Annotated in this window: 12 protein-coding genes; 7 read left to right on the top strand and 5 right to left on the bottom strand. The window is 41.1% G+C overall.

All coding sequences use genetic code 11. The features are described from left to right. Positions 1–182: 182 nt before the first annotated feature. The 7 genes from MTBBW1_RS04935 (at position 183) to MTBBW1_RS04905 (ending at position 7,275) form a co-directional block, all read left to right on the top strand. Positions 183–1,475 carry a (Fe-S)-binding protein gene (locus tag MTBBW1_RS04935; RefSeq protein WP_080800074.1) on the top strand — a complete coding sequence of 431 codons (1,293 nt, stop codon included), beginning with the start codon at positions 183–185 and terminating at the stop codon, positions 1,473–1,475. Between the two features lie 53 nt (positions 1,476–1,528). After that, positions 1,529–1,840, top strand: a complete 312-nt coding sequence (locus MTBBW1_RS04930) for an IscA/HesB family protein (protein ID WP_080800072.1) — start codon at positions 1,529–1,531, stop codon at positions 1,838–1,840. A 74-nt stretch (positions 1,841–1,914) separates the two neighbouring features. Beyond that, positions 1,915–2,463: a hypothetical protein gene (locus tag MTBBW1_RS04925; RefSeq protein WP_080800069.1), complete on the top strand. Its 549-nt coding sequence runs from the start codon at positions 1,915–1,917 to the stop codon at positions 2,461–2,463. Between the two features lie 250 nt (positions 2,464–2,713). Then, entirely contained in the window at positions 2,714–3,661 is a 948-nt protein-coding gene (locus MTBBW1_RS04920; protein WP_080800066.1) for a hydrogenase small subunit, read from the top strand. Between the two features lie 167 nt (positions 3,662–3,828). Further along, positions 3,829–5,466, top strand: coding sequence for a nickel-dependent hydrogenase large subunit (locus MTBBW1_RS04915; RefSeq protein WP_080800063.1), 1,638 nt, complete (start codon positions 3,829–3,831; stop codon positions 5,464–5,466). A 353-nt stretch (positions 5,467–5,819) separates the two neighbouring features. Continuing rightward, positions 5,820–6,299 (top strand): HyaD/HybD family hydrogenase maturation endopeptidase, encoded by a 480-nt coding sequence (locus MTBBW1_RS04910; protein WP_080800060.1) that lies wholly within the window; start codon positions 5,820–5,822, stop codon positions 6,297–6,299. A gap of 304 nt (positions 6,300–6,603) precedes the next feature. After that, entirely contained in the window at positions 6,604–7,275 is a 672-nt protein-coding gene (locus MTBBW1_RS04905; protein ID WP_080800058.1) for a hypothetical protein, read from the top strand. A 197-nt stretch (positions 7,276–7,472) separates the two neighbouring features. Here the strand turns inward: MTBBW1_RS04905 and MTBBW1_RS04900 are convergent, their stop codons facing one another. The 5 genes from MTBBW1_RS04900 to MTBBW1_RS04880 all read right to left on the bottom strand — a co-directional run bounded on the left by MTBBW1_RS04900 (position 7,473) and on the right by MTBBW1_RS04880 (position 19,473). Then, entirely contained in the window at positions 7,473–10,973 is a 3,501-nt protein-coding gene (locus MTBBW1_RS04900; RefSeq protein WP_080800055.1) for an AfsR/SARP family transcriptional regulator, read from the bottom strand. A gap of 347 nt (positions 10,974–11,320) precedes the next feature. After that, a complete protein-coding gene (locus MTBBW1_RS04895) occupies positions 11,321–12,043 on the bottom strand; it encodes a response regulator (protein ID WP_080800052.1) in 723 nt (240 codons plus the stop codon). A gap of 306 nt (positions 12,044–12,349) precedes the next feature. Next, the gene (locus tag MTBBW1_RS04890; RefSeq protein WP_080800049.1) at positions 12,350–13,351 is read right to left on the bottom strand and encodes a diguanylate cyclase domain-containing protein; all 1,002 of its coding nucleotides are present in this window, start codon (positions 13,349–13,351) and stop codon (positions 12,350–12,352) included. 33 nt (positions 13,352–13,384) lie between these two features. Beyond that, positions 13,385–14,584, bottom strand: coding sequence for a response regulator (locus MTBBW1_RS04885; protein ID WP_245809264.1), 1,200 nt, complete (start codon positions 14,582–14,584; stop codon positions 13,385–13,387). 92 nt (positions 14,585–14,676) lie between these two features. Further along, positions 14,677–19,473, bottom strand: coding sequence for a transporter substrate-binding domain-containing protein (locus tag MTBBW1_RS04880; protein ID WP_080800040.1), 4,797 nt, complete (start codon positions 19,471–19,473; stop codon positions 14,677–14,679). Positions 19,474–19,851 lie beyond the last annotated feature (378 nt).

Here is a 19,851-nt window from a genome sequence, read left to right as displayed (position 1 = left end):
AATAAGTGGTTCACCTAATATTTACTTTAATCTCTGTGGAGCTTTCAATGAATTCAATAATTTACCAACACTGACAGCCTTGTCCGAGAGCTGCCCGTGTCCGGCAGCTGCATTTATATTTGCCATGATTTACCCGCTGTTGAGTCATGGCATAAGCCTGTCCAGTTGTTGGAGGTTTTTGGATGCTCGACGTATTGAAACTGAATGAATTCAGGAAAGTAAATGGAATTAAAGATCAGGTAAATGCATTAATAGAGGACGGTAACCTTACCGCCTGCCTGACTTGTGCCGCCTGTTCCAGCGGCTGCCCTGCCACAGGGATCATGGATATGGATCCCAGAAAATTTGTCAGGATGGCAGTGCTCGGTATGGATGCCGAGCTTGAACGTCATCCATGGGTATGGTCATGCACCATGTGTAAAAGATGTTATGACATTTGCCCGATGCAGTTGAATATCCCTCAATTGATCTATTACATTAGATCAAAGTGGCCAAGGGAAGAGAGACCCAAGGGAATTCTTGGTTCCTGCGACCACCATCTTAAATCCAGAGGAGGTGCCATGGGCGTTCCTTTGGATGATTTTAAATTCACCGTTGAAGATCTGGCCGAGGAGTGCCGGGAGACCCAGCCTGGATTTGAAGAGCTTAAGGCAGATATTGACAGGGAAGGGGCTTTTTTTGCCCTGAACCAGAATTCCCGTGAGCCTGTAACAGAGCCTGATGAACTTCTGCCCCTGTGGAAAATCCTGCATAAGGCAGGAGCGGACTGGACATACTACTCCACCATGTGGGCAGGAGAGAATTACTGCATGTTCCTTGCCGATGATTCTTCCTGGGAGCATATCATCCGTGAGCAGGCAGAACACATAGACAGACTTGGATGCAAAGTCCTTGTCAACACCGAATGCGGACACTCCTTTTTTGCGTTGTGGTCAGGCTTGCAGCGTTTCAATATCCCCCATAAATTTGAACTCAAAAGCATTGTGGAGCTCTATGCACAGTGGATACGGGAGGGCAAGCTTCCTGTCAATTCCGACTGGAATACCGGAAATATTAAATTTACGGTACAGGATCCCTGCAATCTCATTCGTAAATCCCGTGGGGACAGTATGGCCGATGATCTGCGTTTTGTTGTGAAACAGGTTGTGGGGGAGGAAAATTTTGTGGATATGACTCCCAACAAGTCAAACAATTTTTGCTGCGGTGGCGGAGGAGGAGCCTTACAGTCCGGTTATAATGATGAGCGACGTGAATATGGTGTCATAAAGTTCAATCAGATAAAAGCCACAGGTGCAGATTATGTGGTAACTCCATGTCATAATTGTCATGCTCAAATTGAGGATCTCTCCCACCATTTTCGTGGGGGGTACCACACTGTTCACCTTTGGACACTTATATGTTTATCACTTGGGATTCTTGGTGAAAACGAGAGAACATATCTTGGGCCTGATCTTGCTGAATATGGGCTGGATTAATACTTTATGGGTGACCCAACTGCCCTCCATACTTTCACGATAAAGGAGATAAAATGATCACAGTTACTGAATCTGCCAGGGAGCAGATTAAAGCATATTTTGAAGGCAAAGAGATCAAACCGATAAGAATTTTTTTAAATAACGGATGCGGCGGCCCCCAGCTTGCCATGGCACTGGATGATAAAAGTGGTAACGATTCAGTTCATGAAGTTGAGGGGATAGAGTATCTTATGGATAGCAAACTTCTTGATGAGGCAAAGCCGGTTGAGATTGACTACTCCGGCATGGGGTTTCACTTGAAATCAAGCCTTCAACTGTCATCAGGATGCTCTTCATGCGGCACAAAAGGCTCCTGCTGTTCATAAACAATAAAACCATATTGTCCGGAAATAAATTGATCTGACTTTCCGGACATTCAACCTGAAAGGGAGTCCATACAGTGATTGAACATGTATATATTCACACCAAGGTTGAAAAGGAGTTTCAGCGCTTGCAGGATCAGGAAAACACTCCTGCTTTTGCTGCAAAAAAAGCTGAACAGATAATCCATTCTCTTGCAACGGGAACAAAACCTGTTCATGCAGGAAAGTTGAGCCGTAACGGTGATGCCAGGATTAAAAAATGCCTTAAATATGACCTTGGAAAAGGATACCGAATGATCTGCGTTAAAGAGCGTAAAGCAGTTTACGTCCTTTATACCGGAAGTCATGATAGTTGTGATACATGGCTTGATAAAAATCGCAATCTCAAAATAGATAATTTTTTGCCAAATCTGAACCTTTATGAGCATCAGGGATTATCCTGTAGAGCCAATTCTTCAGTAACAGACCCAATGGAGGTTGCCCATGTGGATGGTGGCGGGAATAAGGCTTTTTCAATAAAAACAGATATTCCAGATTTGGATGAAGAGGCTGATTACGATGATATTCTTATGGAAAAAATTACCCAGAAGGATTTAAGGGAGATATTTCAAGGGTTTATTCAATAGTATTATTAAAAACAAAATAGATATAATATTGCTTTTTAGATAATTTTTAAAAGACGACACCTGTTCTCTTTTGAGCCTTGTTAATACTGTCTGAATCAGGATATCCATGATTAACATGATAAGGCAGGATTATTTATCCTGAACATCCTGCCCATCTTGGTTATCCTGATTCAGACAAATGCAATAACTGCTGAATATGCAGTAAAATTTGGATTTTTAGATAACTTTAAAACAGCATCAAGGAGGTGCTATGGAAGAAAAAGACAGAAACCAGGAGTTTTATGATCGTCTTGAAGCAAAAGGTGTCTCCAGGCGGGATTTTCTTAAATATTGTACAGCATTGACTGCATCAATGGGATTGACATTATCCTGTACAGGGCAGGTGGTGAAGGCAGTTGAGAAGGCTGCTGCATCACCTCGTCCACCTGTTATATGGCTCCATTTTGGAGAGTGTACAGGGTGTTCGGAAGCTTTTTTGCGAACCCCTGATGTAGGAGCTATAATTCTTGAAACCATATCTGTGGAATATCATGAAACCATAATGGCTGCGTCAGGGCATCAGGCAGAAAAGTCACTTCACGATGCAGTGGAAAAATACAAAGGGAAATTTGTATGCGTGGTTGAAGGCTCCATTGCCACAAAATATAATGGTGGTTACGGTAAGGTTGCTGACAGAAGCTTTCTTGAAATTGCAAAATCCATCATTCCCAATGCTGCTGCAACAATAGCCCTTGGTACATGTGCAGCTTACGGAGGTCTTCCGGCAGCCGCTCCCAATCCTGGCGGATATAAAGGCGTAAAAGATGCCATTGGTGTTGCAACCATAAACCTTCCTGGATGTCCGCCTAATCCTTTGAACTTGCTTGCAACAATAGTGAAATATCTAAATAAGGAGAAGATAGAACTTGATGAGCTGGGACGACCTCTTTTTGCATATGCAGAAACAGTTCATGACCGTTGTCCAAGATTAAAGCATTTTGAAAATGACGAGTATGTAGAAGAGTTCGGTTCAAAGGAGGCTGAACTGGGATATTGCCTTTACAAAATGGGTTGCAGAGGCCCTGAAACCTATAATAACTGTCCCACTGCAAAATTTAATGATGGCACAAGTTTTCCCATACAGGCTGGCCACCCATGCATAGGGTGCAGCGAGCCTGGTTTTTGGGATACAATGACACCTTTTTACGAAGAGGCATGATTGATGCTCGTGTGAAAAGTTAAAACTATCAATATTCGTGGCCTCGAAATTTCCATAACAATAGCCTGTCAATTACTAATAATTACATAATAATTAATTAGTATAGCTCAGGGTGGAATGTTTTACAGGCTCATCAAAATTGCTATTATTAATCAGGGGATATTATTATGGGTAAAAGAATTATCATTGATCCTATTACAAGGATCGAAGGACACTTGAGAATAGAGGTTGAGATTGAAAACGGAAAGGTAAAGGATGCCTGGTGCTCGGGACAGATGTTCCGTGGCATTGAGATGATGCTTACGGGAAGGGATCCACGGGATGCTCATCATTTTGTACAGAGATCCTGCGGGGTCTGTACCTATGTTCATGCACTTTCATCAGTCAGAGCGGTTGAGGATGCCTGCAATATCACAATCCCTGATAATGCACGTCTCATTAGAAACCTGATCCACGGGGCACAGTTTCAGCATGATCATCTGGTTCATTTCTATCATCTCCATGCACTTGACTGGGTGGATATTGTAAGTGCCCTAGATGCAGATCCTGTGAAAACTGCAAAGCTTTCGGAAAACGTAAGCGGGATGCCCCAAAAAAGCGAATATTTCAGGGAGATTCAGGATAAACTTAAAACCTTTGTCTCAAGCGGTCAGCTTGGTCCTTTTAACAATGGATACTGGGGACATTCAGCTTATCTCCTTCCACCCGAGGCCAATCTAATGGCTGCTTCACATTATATTGAAGCTCTCAAGCTCCAGGCAAAAGCGGCAAGAATGCACGCTGTATTTGGTGGCAAGAATCCGCATCCCCAGTTTTTGGTTGTTGGGGGTGTCACATCTGTCAAAGATTTAAGTGCGGATCGCATTCATGAATTTGGAGAGATATGGAAAGAGACAACAGATTTTATTGATAAGATCTATATTCCGGATCTTTTGGCAATTGCTTCATTTTACAAGGATTGGGGTGCAATTGGTGGCAACAACGATGCTTTTCTTGCCTATGGGGATTTTGCCAATGACACTGCCGAAAATGAAAAACTTATGCCTGCTGGTTTCATTCGCAAGGGGCTGGAGGTTGAAAATATCAACCCCGATATGATCACAGAAGATGTCACCCGTGCATGGTATGAAAAAGGCAAAGCTCGACATCCTTTTGCTGGAGAGACACGCCCCATTCAGGGGGAACCTGTTTACGATACAGATAAAAGCTATAGCTGGCTTAAAGCTCCACGATATGATGGTCTTGCAGCAGAGGTTGGCCCACTTGCAAGGGTGCTTGTGGCATATGCCCATGGTAATGCTGATGTTCAGGCTGCTGTAAATGGTGTTTTGAAAAAACTATCTATTGGAAAAGAGGCACTTTTTTCAACACTTGGAAGGACCGCTGCAAGGGCAATTGAGACACAGGTGATAGGCAATGCCATGGGCGACTGGCTTGAAACACTTAAGAGCAATATTGCAAGTGGTGATAAAAAGACCTATCAGGCATGGGAGATGCCAAAAACAGGAAAAGGCTTTGGTCTTAACGATGTACCAAGGGGCGCTTTGGGGCACTGGATAGAGATTGAAGATAGCAAGATCAAGAATTATCAGTATGTTGTCCCTTCCACATGGAATTTCGGTCCTGCTGATGCAAAGGGAAATAAGGGACCTGTGGAGAGATCACTTATCGGAACACCTGTTGCTGACGCATCAAAACCCCTGGAAATATTAAGAACAGTGCATTCATATGATCCATGTATTGCCTGTGCTGTGCATGTTGTTGATCCTGAAAGCAATGAGACTTACAAGGTGCAGGTGGTTTAAATAATCAAAATCGACAACTTTTTGGCGTTTTATATGAAAGTCTCAGTAACAGCCTGTTTTGAAAATAACTTTCATCCCTTCGATTGTGGCGGTAATCCGCCATGTACGTTATTGCATTTGTCTGAACCAGGATAACCAGGATTTACAGGATGCTCAGGATTTTTATCCTGTAAATCCTTGTGATCCTGGGCATCCTGAGTCTGACAGTATTGACAAGGTTCAAAAGCACATAGGTGTCGTTTTTGAGTAAACGAGCACGATTGATTATGTATCAATCACCCCCAAATATAAAAATGATAGTCATTTTTACGGTAAATATTTAGAACAGACGAATGAATTACAGGTTGAGATCAATGAAAAGTGATGTCATGGTTCTTGGTGTTGGCAATATTCTCTATTCTGATGATGGATTTGGTATCAGGGTAGTTGAAAAACTTCAGAATGAGTATGATTTGCCTGATAATATTGAAGTTGTGGATGGAGGGGTTCTTGGGATAAATCTTCTTGGGGTAATTTCAAGTGCCCGCAGGCTTATTGTGGTTGATACCATAATAAACAGGGGAAAACCAGGTGATCTGCATCGCCTTGAAGGTGATGATATTCCCAATAGGATTCTTGGTAAAAACTCCATACATCAGGTTGACCTTCTGGAGGCATTGAGCCTTTGCAGGCTTATGGGAAATGTGCCGGAGACTGTTATACTTGGTGTGGAGCCCCAGGATATAAGTACTCTCAGCACAGAGCTTACCCCTGCAATTGCCGCCCAGGTTGAGCCTGTGGCAAGGATGATCTTGAAGATTTTATATGAAAGTCTCGGTAACAGCCTGTTTTAAAAACGACTTTCATCCCTTCGATTGTGGCGGTAATCCGCCATGTACGTTTATACGGGATGAAAGGTCACTGGTTGATCAGGATTTCAGGGATAGAATCCGGATGGACTCGTAAAAACTTTGATTTCAGCGTTTATGTTTGGATTAACACCGGATATCATAAGAAATATCAAAGGAAAAAATGGGGACAGGTACATAATACTTGTTCCCTTTTTTATTGTCTTTTGTTTTGCAGATGTTTATATTGATAAGAAATATGAGAGTTGATTTTTTTGATATTATGAGACTGTTAATGTGAGGAATACCGATGATAAATTTTAAATTGTTATATTTTATGATACTTGTATTTTTACATTTTTTGTTACCGTTGTTAACTTTTGCGGTGGAAACTGCACCTCGAATTTCTGATCGTGAGATTACCGAAAAGCTTGCAAGATTAGAAGCAGGGCAGGATGCCCTTAGATCGGAGATGAAATCCAGTAATGAAGCCCTTTCATCAAGGATATCCGATTTGAGAGATGAGATGAAATCCAGCAATGAAGCCCTTTCATCAAGGATGTCCGATTTGAGAGATGAGATGAAATCAAGCAATGAAGCTCTCAGATCCGAGATGAAATCAATCAATGAAGCTCTTAGATCCGAGATGAAATCAAGCAATGAAGCTCTTAGATCCGAGATGAAATTAAGCAATGAAGCTCTTAACAGTAGATTGGATGATTCCTATAACACGATGCTTGTTTTTTTTGGTTCTATTGTGACTTTGATTGTTGCTCTTTTTGCTTATATTGCCTGGGATCGTCGAACAATGGTAAAGCCATTAAGTGATCAGCTAAACCTTTTGGAGCGAGAAGTGCATGATGATCTTGATCTTGATCACTCAGATGGTTCCCTTTTGAGAAGGCAGCTTCAGGCATTGAGGCAGTTTGCTGGCAAGAATCCGGAATTTGCCGAAATTATGCGTGGTTTGGCACTGCTTTAGGAAGATGCCAAAGAAATTTTGGGGGGATGTGGCAAAAATCAGCTCGCTGTTTATCGGCTTTCAGTAATATCTGTATTAACAGGAAGCGGCGTAGAATGGTGGAATAGACTTGTGGGATTGTGCTCAGGCCAAGAGATTTGGGAGCAGGCCAAGAATTGAAGAATTGGGGGCGTACCAAGCTGACAGAACCTCCAGGTTCATAAGGGGTGCAGGGAAAGAATTTTGTTATAGATATTTTTCGTCTCGGCATCCGGTTCCACCCCAAGCTCTTCGTAAAGGGTCTGTCTGCACTGTTCATATAGCTCTTTTGCAGGTTTCAGCATACCAGAGTCAGCATAGACGATCATCAGGTTTTGATATGCTTCCTCGTATCCCGGATTGTTCTCTATTGCTTTTTTAAGATATTTTATTGCCTTAAGAGGCTCATCCCGCTCTTCATGGATTCTGGCCATTGTCATTAAAAGGTCAAGGAACCTGCCTGTCAGATGATCCCTTTTGGAATAAATCCATGATTCATATGGTTCTTCTGCCAGAAAATCACCTTTGTATAGTTGTACTGCCTGTTCAAAAAATGATATTGCAAGTAGCTCATCACCCCTTGCAAGGTGTGAATATCCCTGATCCAGTAGTTGGTCAAATATTTCAATATCTGTTGTCACAAGCATGGGATCAAGGGAGACTCTGCCTGATTCAAGGGTAATGTAACTGTAGCCTGCTGCTTTGTCCACATCCGGTTCCAGCACCTTCCGTATTCTATGGAGGTTTATCTTGAAGTTTTTTTCTCCAGCTTTTGAAGTGGCATCAGGCCAGATATCCTCAATGAGTTTTTCCTTTGGTACATGATGGCTGCTATGACATATGATTGATTTCAACAGAAGTTTTGGTTTATTTCCTTCCCAGGTATCATCGTTGACAGGTTGACTGTTTATCATTATCGAAAATTGACCCAGAGTATTTATGGTAATTTTTGGAAGGGTATAGCGGTATATCTGTTTTAGTCGGTTTTGCCATTGCGGCTGTTTCTGAACAAGGGGGTGTGACAGTATATATATAATTCTTTCAGATGCATGCCCTGGGAGTTTGTCTGTTATTAAGGATAAAACGGGCGAAAAAAGCTCATCTGATGTATCAAAGCATAATCCAAGGATGAGAAAATCAAGAAAATCAGAAGTGGCCATAAGAGAGAATCGTTGATATCCTGCTGTTACAAATTTTTTTATGGCAGTAAGTATATACTCCTGTGCCTTGCCAGGCATTGACTCTTCCCAGCATAAAAGCCCTGTCATGGATAGTGTTTCGCACCATGAGATATCAGAAGATGCCTTTGCAAAATAGCCGAGGGTCTCCTGAAATTCCCTGTGCGCTTCAACAAACTTTTTGCTTTTGAAGAGAATCATTCCATAAAGCTGGCGAGCTTTGTACATATGGGCATCTTCTCCTTTTTTTTCATAAAAGAGCTGCAAGGCTTTTTCAGATTCTTTTCTGGCTGTTTCAAATCCTGAAGGTAACTCCTGAGTGGATAATGCAGCATGGTAATTGACCATGGCCTTGATGTGACAACTTTGGGCAAGATAGAAGGTATTTCCTGACAAAATTGAAAAATCGGAAAGATGTTCTGCAAAACGCTTTGCATTTTCAAATTTGCCGGTGTAAATGCTGTGCATGGCTTTAAGCTCAATAAAGCCTGGATATAGAAACAGAAGGCCAAATTTTTCAACATCTGCCTCTGATTCTGCAAGGTAGTAATCGGCTGTTTTAAAGTTGCCTTTTTTCAGTTCAAGGTCAATCCTGACAAGCTGGTTTAATGCCCTGTATTCAGGGTGCCTTCCTTCATCTGTCATGTTTTTCAAAGCTTTGAGAAGTTTTGCTGCCCCAGGAAAATTACCGCTTCTGACATATCCAAACGCCATTATTATTGAAGCATTCAGCTCAATTTCACTGTTATTGATTTTTTTGGCAAGAAGTCGGGCATTTCGACAGGATGAAAGCCCCTTTTGTATATCAACTTCTCCTGCAATATAACCAAAGGCGATATGCTGCCAGAGAAGGGCCTGAGCCCAACTGAAAAGTGGGTTTCCTCTGTTTTGTGCCAGAAGTTTTTCGCCGTTCTGTATCCATACCAGAATTTTTTCAGACGATTTTCTGACAAATACGCAGGCTTCAATAAGGTAGGCTGTGCAGAGCATGCACCCTCTTGTATCACCCTTTTGCCTAAAGATTTCCAGGGCTCTGGTAAAATCGTCAACATTTCTTTTTCCTCCCCGGATCCTTCTTGTCATTGTCAGGTAAAAAAGAAGCCAGGGGTCATTTTGTACCATTGAATCAGGAAGGGCTTCTAACCATCTTCTTAGATTGGGCAGAGCACCTTTGAGCAAAAGATCCGTTGCACATTTCTTGATCATGTCGGAAGCCATTGCAAGCTCTCCTCCATCAAGATAGTAAGGTACAGAGCGCTCTGTCTCTCCTCTGTTTTCAAAAAAACGTGCTGCACGAATCCTGAATTGCCTTAACTGATCCGGAGAAAGATTGTCTGTCAGTGCCTTGTATAGAAAATTTCTGAAAAGTGTGTTGAAACGGTAGTAAATTCTGTTATTTTTTCCTGTAAGGCGCTGTATGAAAAGGTTTCGTTTTTCAAGATAATCAAGTATTTCTCCGGCCTTTGGTGTGTCACAAAGGGTTTCAACTATTTCGGTATCAATTTCGTCAAAAAGAGATACTCTGATAAGGAAATGCTTGATGTGGTGTGGTAACAGATCGTATATTTCGTGGGAGAAATATTGCAGGGCTTCGGCTGTGAGGTTATGTGGCAGGCGGGAGATATCAACACCCCTTTCCATTGACTCTGCTATCAGTGCAAGCCCGCCTGCCCAGCCATTTGTGATTTTGTAAATTTTTTCAATGGTTTCATTGGCAATTGTTTGATTTTCCAGCTCTTTTTTTTCAATGGTTCCGTTGTCTTTTGTCTGGTTTTCCAGCCATTTGAAAAGGTCAGATTTTTTATTGCCGATTTTGTGAATTGGCCGATTTATGAAAAAGTCGGCGGTCTCTTCAAGTGTAAAGGCAAGATCATCATTTTTAAGCAGAAGGGATCTATGCTCTACCTTTAACATTGAGATTCCCATGGATGGAATCAGTCTTGAAATGATGATTAACTGGACAGACGTTTCACGATGAAGCAGTTCCTGCACGATGTTCTGTATCAGTAAGTGGGATGATGCCTTGTCATCAAGGGATTCAAGGTTATCAAGCACAATGGCAAAAGGAATTTCACGTGGTATCAAAAGGGAGGTGATAATTTCTGTTTCCCGAGATATTTCATCCCCTGCTCCAAGGGTTGCAAGGGAAGGGCTTATCTCCTCTTTTACAGAATTTATATTCATTAAAGAGTCTCGGCTGCAAATGGCATGGAGCAAAAGCTCGAACATATTTGTATGGTCAGACTCTCTTTTTCCAAGATGAAGCCATACAGCATTGTCAGGGAAACAGCGGTTAAGGTAGGAGGCCACAAGTGTTGATTTCCCCTGTGCAGCCTGTCCCTGAACAAGAACCAGAGGTTTTGTCCTTGACGAATCAAGAAGGTTGTCAAGGCGTTTACGTATAATAATGCCATGAACCCTGGGTGGGTTAAAAAGATGGGATATTTTTTTAAAGGGTTTTTCAGTCAGCATTTTATCAGCATAAGTTCTCAAAATCGACATCTTATCTCTTTTTGACTAATTATTGAATTTGTCTGAATCAGGGTATCCAGGATGAACAGGATGCTCAGGATAGATAATCCTGCCTTATCTTGTTAATCTTGGGAATCCTGATTCAGACAGTGTTGACAAGGCTTACAAGATCATAGGTGTCGACTTTGAGTATCTCTGATTCAGACAGTGTTGACAAGGCTCAAAAGATCATAGCTGTCGGCTTTGAGTAAGTTTTTTTAAACGTACATGGCAAATGAATGCCATAATTTAGGAAATGAAAGCCATTTTAAAACAGGCTGTTATGGGGATATTTATAGTAACGTACACGCCTGCCTCCTCTTTGCTTGATCAGACTTCTACTCCTCTGTGTTGGATTCAATAATAGTTGCAATTTCATGAAGACCTGCCATTTGAAAAAAGCGGATATAGTTATATGATAAGCCCTCCATGGTGATTTCTATTCCCACATCGCGTATTTCTGAAATAAAAGCCATCAACCATGAAATTCCATCTTTTTTGATGGAAAAATTTTGATCAAAGATAATACAAAGAGATTCAATCCCTTCAAGCATTGATTTGTTACGGTATTTTCCAAGTTTTTCTGTTGTTTCGGAGTTGCTTGTAAGTTTTCCTGATATTTTTACCCGCAATTTTGTATCTGTTCTTTGGAAGGAGATTTCGTCAAAGTTTTTTCTTTCGCTGCTTTGTTTTATACGAAGTTCAGCTCTTTTTAAAGATGCATCAAGTGCTTTTTTTGCAACAGGCTTGCTGATAAAATCCGATGCATCAAGATCAAGTGCTTCTATGGCCTTGTCCATGTCTCCGTGGCCGGTGATAATAATGACCTGAACGCTCTTTGCATGTGCCTTACAAAGCAGATGGATGCGCTTTAATACCTCAATGCCATCTATACCGGGCATTTTAAGATCAGTAAATACAATCTGGGGTCTCTCTTTTTCATAAACTGCAACACCCTCTTCACCGCTTTGTGCCACAAAAACCTGATAGCCATAAGCAGTAAGAAAAAGCTTGAACATGGAGAGAGTTGGTTTCTCATCATCAATTACAAGGACTTTCAATTGATACTCCTAAATTGTTACCATGATGTTTCTGAATTTTTCATTATTTTATTTAAAAGTCTCAGTAACAGTCTGTTTTAAAAGAGACTTTCAACATTTCCATTGTTGCGGACATCAGCCACGTAAGTTTTTTAAGTCCGATACTTTAATTCTACTTTGTTAACTTCTATAAATTGTCTGAATCAGGATACCCTGGATTAACAGGATAAGGCAGGATTAAGTATCCTGAACATCCTGGTTATCCTGGTTATCCTGATTCAGACAGCAAAAAAGATAAGCTAACAAAGTAGTATTAAAGAGTTGTTTTTAAATATCTGAAATTGCGCATACCAGACGGTTTCTGCCCTCTTTTTTGGCTTGATAGAGTTTCTCATCCGCTTTTTTAATGAGCATTTCAGGGTCATTTCCATGCTCTGGTGTCATAGTTGCTGCACCGAGACTTATGGTTACCATGGTTTCGGCCTCGGAGTGTTCATGGGGTAAATGCAGTGATACTACAGCCGATCTCAATCTTTGCCCAACAAGCTTTGCCCCGGTGGCATCTGTCTCCGGCAGCACACAGGCAAACTCCTCTCCACCATAACGTGCCACCATGTCAACCTTGCGTTCAATTGATTGAAACAGTGCCTGTGCCACCTGTTTCAGGCATTCGTCACCAGCGGCATGGCCATAATTGTCATTATAGAACTTGAAAAAATCAATATCCATCATAATCAGGGAGATGGGGGTTCGGTTTCGTATTGATCGTTGCCACTCCTGATCCAGAAATTCATCAAAACGGCGACGATTGGGGATACCGGTAAGTCCGTCATAACTTGCCATATTTTTAAGAATTACGTTGAATTCATGCAATTTTTCATTCTTGTCCGCCAGGGTATCATTGAGCTGAGAGAGCTTCCGATTGAGCTGACGCTCTCTCTCTAAGCTCCATTTCAGATTGAGCTGGGTACGGATTCTTGCCGTAACAACCGGAGGTGAAAAGGGTTTTATGATGTAATCGGCAGCACCAAGCTCCAAACCTTTGGCCTCTTCAATGGAGTCACCCATTGCAGTAATAAAAATAACAGGTATCTCTTTTGTGCGGTTGTCAGCTTTAAGGCGCTCTAATACCTCATAGCCATCCATGGCAGGCATCATGATATCCAGCAGAATTAAATCAGGCGGTGGTGAGGCTGCAGCTCTTTTCAAAGCCTGGGAACCGTTTTTAGCAACCATAATGTCGTATTGCGGATCAAGCAGATCCTGTAGAATGTTGAGATTAAAGCGTTCATCATCCACAATAAGAATTGTGTCTCTTCTTTGTCCCATTATTTTTCACCTTCGTTTTTTTAGCATTCAGGTTTAACTTTGATCGCCTTCTGGTTCTGCAGTGTCTGTCAGTTCCTCATCTTCCACAAACTCATGTTTTATCTCAAGTATTCCTGGAAGATTATCAATAAACAGGTCAACAAGGTATGGGTCAAAATGTTCACCTTTTTCTTTTTTGAGCAGTGCAATGGCATCATCTGTCTCCCATGCTTTTTTGTACGGTCGAACTGATGTCAATGCATCAAACACATCTGCAACAGCAACAATTCGCCCTTCCATGGGAATCTTTTTACCTGAAAGTGCATTTGGATATCCTTTACCATTCCATTTTTCATGGTGGGTCAATGCAATGGCCCTGGCCAGATGGCATACATCTGAATCAATACCTGACAGCAGTTCCCCTCCTATGATTGTGTGGCTTTTCATTATCTCAAACTCCTCACTGGTCAGTTTGCCTGGTTTCAACAATATTGAATCTGGTATGCCGATTTTACCCACATCATGCATGGAACTTGCGTGCAGCAGGTTATGGCAATAGTTCTCATCAAAACCGGCAGCCCTGGCAAGAAGCGATGAAAAATGGCTCATTCTTAAAACATGCTGTCCTGTTTCATTGTCACGATATTCAGCAGCAAGGGCAAGACGGTTTATGATTTCAAGATAGGTGCCCTGCAAAGTACTGTGCATTATTTTTAATTTATCCAATGCAGAATGCAACTCTTTGGTGCGGCTATCCACAGCACTTTCAAGGTTTGTTTGAAGCATCCTGAGTTCAATGTGTGTTCTGACCCGTGATAACAGCTCAGCAGCGTTGAACGGCTTTGTTATATAATCAACTGCCCCCATTTCAAAGCCTTTTAAAACATCCTCAGAGTCAGTTTTGGCAGTTAAAAAAATAATTGGAATAGATTTTGTTGCATCAGAACTTTTTAATCTCCTGCACACCTCAAATCCATCCATTTCCGGCATCATGATATCCAACAGTATAAGATCAGGTTTTCTGTCAACAACCATATTAAGTGCTGTCTGACCGTTTGACGCAACCATAATAATATACTTCTGACTTTTAAGTATTTGCCCTAACACCTGCAAATTGGATGGCATATCATCAACTATTAAAATACCCGGGGTTTTGTTAAACATGGAGATTCCCTTTTTTACCGTGAAAATACCCTTACCATGGTCGGGGGTGGCAGTTGAATTCGGCCATGAAGGTTTACTCAAATTCGACATCTGCTCTCTTTTGTGTCTGATAAATAGCGCCTTATTCAGACAAGTGCAATAGATAATGAAAAGTTGTGGTTCGATGGTTTTAATGTTTGAAATTACAAGTTTTTGTCTGCAATCAAACTTTGCAAATCATCAATTAATTGAGGAAAAGTATCCAAAGTTTTCGGCAAATGTTCCATATCAAAAAGATCAATTTGTGATAACACTTCATTGCACCACTCTATCAACGGCCTGTAATCATATTCAGCGGCTGTTGATTTAAGTTCTGTTGCCCATTGTTCTATGTAGTCTATGTATAATTTATCATGATTTTTTTCCCATTGGGGCAAAAATTTTTCTTCAAGTCTTGTTTTTAATTGAGATAGGGTTTTCAGAATTTCAGGTGATCGTTGATCTCCATTTATATTACCGTCTTTTTTTTTATTATCTCCTCCATTTTCAGTACCTTCTGCATTCTTGTTATTTTCTTCATTTTTATTATTTTCTACATTCTTATTATGTTCTTCATTTTTATTCTCTTCTCTATTTTCATTACCTTCACTATCTTCGCCATTTTCACCGCTTTTTTTCTCAAACAGATCTGTGACGGAGTGATTTTTTTCTTTTTTAACCATTGGAGTATGTGGCATATGTTGTTTTAATTCATTTACCAAAGCAGTGACTTGAACAGGTTTCAAAAGATAGCTGTCAAAACCGCTTTGCATGACTTTATCTTTATCTTTTTTCATTCCTGCTGCGGTGATTGCGATAATGGGTATCCCCTTTAGTTTATCATTTTCCCTGATTTGTCTTGTCGCTTCATAACCGTCCATTACAGGCATTTCAATATCCATGAAAATAATATCCGGCAGGTATTTATTTGCCACCAACACCGCTTCTTCTCCATTTTCAGCTTCTATGGCTTTTATGTTAAGCGTCTTTAATGTCTCCACCAGTAAAACTCTATTTAATTTAATATCATCAACAATCAAGGCCATGGCATGTTCAAAATAGATTTTTTCAGGCTTTGCAAGGCTTTCCTGGCTCAAATTGACTGTTTTTTCAGGCACATCAATGTCGTTGAATAGTATCTCAAAAGTGCTCCCTTTGTTGATAACACTTTTTACCGTAATTTTCCCATTCATCATGTTGACCAGATGCTTTGTGATGGTCAGTCCCAGCCCTGTGCCTCCATATTTTTTGGCATCCTGGGTTTCATTTTGGGAAAATGACTCAAATATTTTTTGATGGGATTCCTCAGGAATGCCAATGCCCGTATCTTCAACACTAATCCTTAAAGCAATTTTATTATTGATCAAGGGCAGGTCAGTTTTGTCATCGTGCATCGACAGATCAGTTTTCTCATCGTGAATCGGCAGATCGGTTTTGTCATCGTGAATCGGCGGAGCAGTTTTGCCATCGTGAACCGGCAGATCAATTTTGCCGTCGTGCATCGACAGATCAGTTTTCTCATCGCGTATCGGCATGTCAATTTTTTCCACAATAACTTTTACCCAACCTGTATGTGTAAACTTTACGGCATTGCCGATTAAATTAACAAGAATCTGTCTTAAACGCACGTCATCAATCATGATACATTCAGGAAAATCATCAGATATCTCAATTATCAGGTCGATTTTTTTACGGGATATTTCCGGCAAAAAGAACTGTTCTGTTTCACGGATAAGATCGTGCAGTTTGACTGCTCCATACTTTATCTCCATTCTTCCGGCTTCAATTTTGGAAAGATCCAGAATATCGTTAATCAGGTTCAGCAAAACTTTCCCGCTGGTTCTAATGTTCTCTGCATAGCTTTTATGCTTTTTGTCAGTGAGTTCTGAAATCAGTAAATCTGAAAATCCTAAAACAGAATTCATGGGCGTTCGGATCTCATGGCTCATGTTGGCCAGAAAAGCTGATTTTGCCTGGTTTGCAGCTTCTGCCGCCTCTATTGCTTCAATTAAGGCTGCTTCTGCATTTTTCTGGTCGGTAATATCGCTGAAAGTTACAAGAAAACCATCATCAAGTGCCACAGCAGAAATGGAAAACCACTGGTCTAAATTTTCATAACCATAGTGCAGCTCCAACTGAAGGGGGATTCCTGTGTTGACAACATTGACATATTTGTCAAACAAGCCTGCCATTTTATTGCCCGGCATAAGTTCCAGTAAACGACGGCCTTTCAGCACCTCCTGGGAATATCCAACCATTTTGCATGCCGCACGATTTCCCAGCAGGCACTTAAAATCAGATATGATTCCATTGCTGTCCCGTACAGACCTAAATGCCATAATGCCTATTAACGAGCCGTCAAGTACCCCTTTAAGCAGCTCTTCAGTTCTTTTTTGTTCTACAATTTGCCATGTGATATCGGCAAGGTAGGAGACTGTTTCAACATCCTGTTCTGTGTATTTGTCCTTTTTATTTCCAACTCCAAGAATGGCCAATACTTTACCCTGACGAATGACAGGAACAACAAGTTCACGTATTACCTCAGCATGACCTTCAGGCAGGCCTTTTTTGTGGGGCAGGGATGCATAGTCATTATGCACAACCGGTTTTTTCTGATGGACGCAGTCAACCCAGACACCTGCCTTGTTAACAGGGTAGTGTATCCCTTTTGCCCCCATTTTGCAAAACTCTTGAAGGGTACGGCTTGACCACTGCTGAAGGAAAACAGTCTGCTGATCCTCTTCCACAAAGTGATAGAATCCGATCGGACTTTCAACCAGCATTCCCACCTGATCAAGAACCTTTGAAAGCAGTTTGTCAAATTTGTGGGTTCTGGCATATTCAACAAGAAAAAGCCTTGTCTGGGTAATTTGAATATTTCTTTGCAATTGCTTCTGGTTTTCTGCCCGCTCTTTTTCAGCATGTTTACGATCGGTGATGTCATGATAGGTAATTACCACTCCATAACCTTCAAGAGGAACAGGTGTTGCATGAACATCGAGCCATAGTGTCTCCTGATCTCCTTTTACAATGCCCATTACAGCATTTTTTACTAACTGCTGTGTTTTTATTGCACGGACAGCTGCATACTCTTCCGGTGGCATGACAGAGCCGTCGGGACGAATGATTTCCCACTCATTGCCATCAATTTTTCTTTCATTGTGCTTTTCCCTGGAAATGCCCAGCAACCGTTGGGATTCACGATTCACTTCCACCAGATTGCCCTTTTCGTCGGTAACGCTTACTCCGATGGGAAATGAGTCAAAAAGGATTTTATATTTTTCCAGACTTATTGTTAACTCGTCCTCTGTGCGTCTTCGTTCATTGATCTGTTTAGCAAGGCGTCTATTCCAGAAAAGAGTTATCCCCATAAGGGCAATGAAAAAAATGACAAATATCACTGCCCACTTTATAAAAATTGACCAGTCAGCAGAGTAGTCAAAACTGACAGGCATCCATTTATGAAAAATTTCATCATGCTCCTGCTGAGAAATCGAATTAATTGCCTTGTTCAAAATAGTTGTAAGTTCAGGATAGTCACTTCTGGCAGCAAACATGAACTTAAAATCTTCATATTTAACAGTTCCTGCTATCTTCAGATTGGCAAGATCATGTTTTTGAATCATATAACCGACAATTTGAAGTGCCCCCACAAAGGCATCTGCCTTGCCTGATGAAACAGCTTTAAGTGCATCAAACGGCTTTTCTGCAGTCTGGATGTTGATTTCAGGGTAGTCATTTATTATGCGCTTATAAAGAGGAATATCTTTGACAACCAGAATCGTCATACCTTTCAAATCTTTCAGATCTGCTACAAAAGCACTTTTTGTCCTGTTTACAATTACCCATGATAATGAAAAACAGGGAACACTCATATTTACAAAAGGGGTGGGAGTAAGCTCCGTGAATGATGGGAAGATATCTGTTTGCCGTTTTTCGATCTGTTCTGGCAGTTCACTCAGACAAGCCTTTGTAAACTCGAACTGCAAGCCTGTCTTTTCGTTAAAGATTTCAAGGTACTCTGGAACCATACCCTTGAAAATGTTGCCTTCCATAAACATCATTGGCGGAAATCCATCCGGCATAGAGACTTTAACCTTTTTATTATGTCTGATCCATCTTTCCTCAGCAGAGGTGAGTCGGATATTATCTGCTGATCTGTAATGCCGCTTTGAGGGGTCAGTAATCCATCGTGCTTCAATGTCAGCAAGTTCCTGATTTGAAATGGAATTAAATCCTCTGTCAACAAGTGCAAGAAGATCTTTATTGCCTTTGAGAACCCCTGCGTGAAGGGTCCTTGGAAAAAGTACCTCCTCGGATATCTGAAACCTGCCCGATAACCCCATACGCCCAAGAACTGTCAATGAAGAGTCCGGGGAATTGATAAAGGCACTCACTTTGCCATCCAGAGCACCACGAATCATATCTTCTACCGTGGGAAAGAAGATAAGCTCAATATCAGGATAACTTTTCCGAATATCCTGTTCATTGGCAATGCCGCTTATAACGCCCAACTTCTTTCCTTTGAGGTCGTTTATGTTAAGATTGTCAGGCATAGTTTTCGGATAAAAAATACGGGCACTGGTATCATAAAGAGGCTGGGAAAACTCAATCCATTCCCTCCTCTCCTTTGAGTATAAAAGCAACCCTATAATATCAGAAGAACCGTTTTTCAGGCTTTCAGGTATATCTTTCCATGCTGCCATATAAAAACGAATTTTATGCCCTGTTTTCTTACTCCATAATTTCCAGACATCCACATACATGCCCACAGGCTGGCCTTCAACATTGAGGAAAAACATTGGAGGCAGATCGTTTCTAAGGGCAACGACAAGTGGTTTTGTTGAGGCATCCATGTTATAGCTGCCCTGTTGCTCCTCTCCGGAAATTGCAATGGATATTGTTGCCGTGGAGAGGAATGCCAATATGAACAGTATTAAAATTATGGTTCTCAGTTTCATATTACCTTCGTAAGTTTCATTAAAAAAAAGAAATCCTTAATCTCAACTCAAAATTAGTTTACACTTTTCGAAAAATTCTGAACCATGATTAAAGGATTTAAGGATTAACACGATTAAAAAGCCATCCTTCATATCAGCTTAAAAGTAGTTTACACTTTTCTTTAATTGCCTGAATCACGGATTGCCACAGATTACGCTGATTACACAGATTTTTTCGGCATGTTTCATTTGCTGCTTTACATTTTCTGAAGCGAATCTCCGGTTTTCGGGGGCTTTCCTCAAAAAAAGTGTAAACTACTTTTGGGATGATATGAAGGATGCCATTTTTTCAATCTGTGTAATCTTTTAATCCGTTTAATCCGTGATTCAGACAAAAGA

The sequence above is a fragment of the Desulfamplus magnetovallimortis genome, assembly GCF_900170035.1.
In the GTDB taxonomy this organism is placed as follows: domain Bacteria; phylum Desulfobacterota; class Desulfobacteria; order Desulfobacterales; family Desulfobacteraceae; genus Desulfamplus; species Desulfamplus magnetovallimortis.
The sequence above is the reverse complement of the archived record's forward strand: the minus strand, read 5'-3'. Positions and strand labels throughout refer to the sequence as shown.

Excerpts from the sequence above, each read along its gene's own strand:
- MTBBW1_RS04935 (WP_080800074.1), top strand. The coding sequence starts at position 183 with ATGCTCGACGTATTGAAACTGAATGAATTCAGGAAAGTAAATGGAATT.
- MTBBW1_RS04930 (WP_080800072.1), top strand. The coding sequence starts at position 1,529 with ATGATCACAGTTACTGAATCTGCCAGGGAGCAGATTAAAGCATATTTT.
- MTBBW1_RS04920 (WP_080800066.1), top strand. The coding sequence starts at position 2,714 with ATGGAAGAAAAAGACAGAAACCAGGAGTTTTATGATCGTCTTGAAGCA.
- MTBBW1_RS04915 (WP_080800063.1), top strand. The coding sequence starts at position 3,829 with ATGGGTAAAAGAATTATCATTGATCCTATTACAAGGATCGAAGGACAC.
- MTBBW1_RS04910 (WP_080800060.1), top strand. The coding sequence starts at position 5,820 with ATGAAAAGTGATGTCATGGTTCTTGGTGTTGGCAATATTCTCTATTCT.
- MTBBW1_RS04905 (WP_080800058.1), top strand. The coding sequence starts at position 6,604 with ATGATAAATTTTAAATTGTTATATTTTATGATACTTGTATTTTTACAT.
- MTBBW1_RS04900 (WP_080800055.1), bottom strand. The coding sequence starts at position 10,973 with ATGTCGATTTTGAGAACTTATGCTGATAAAATGCTGACTGAAAAACCC.
- MTBBW1_RS04890 (WP_080800049.1), bottom strand. The coding sequence starts at position 13,351 with ATGGGACAAAGAAGAGACACAATTCTTATTGTGGATGATGAACGCTTT.
- MTBBW1_RS04885 (WP_245809264.1), bottom strand. The coding sequence starts at position 14,584 with ATGTCGAATTTGAGTAAACCTTCATGGCCGAATTCAACTGCCACCCCC.
- MTBBW1_RS04880 (WP_080800040.1), bottom strand. The coding sequence starts at position 19,473 with ATGAAACTGAGAACCATAATTTTAATACTGTTCATATTGGCATTCCTC.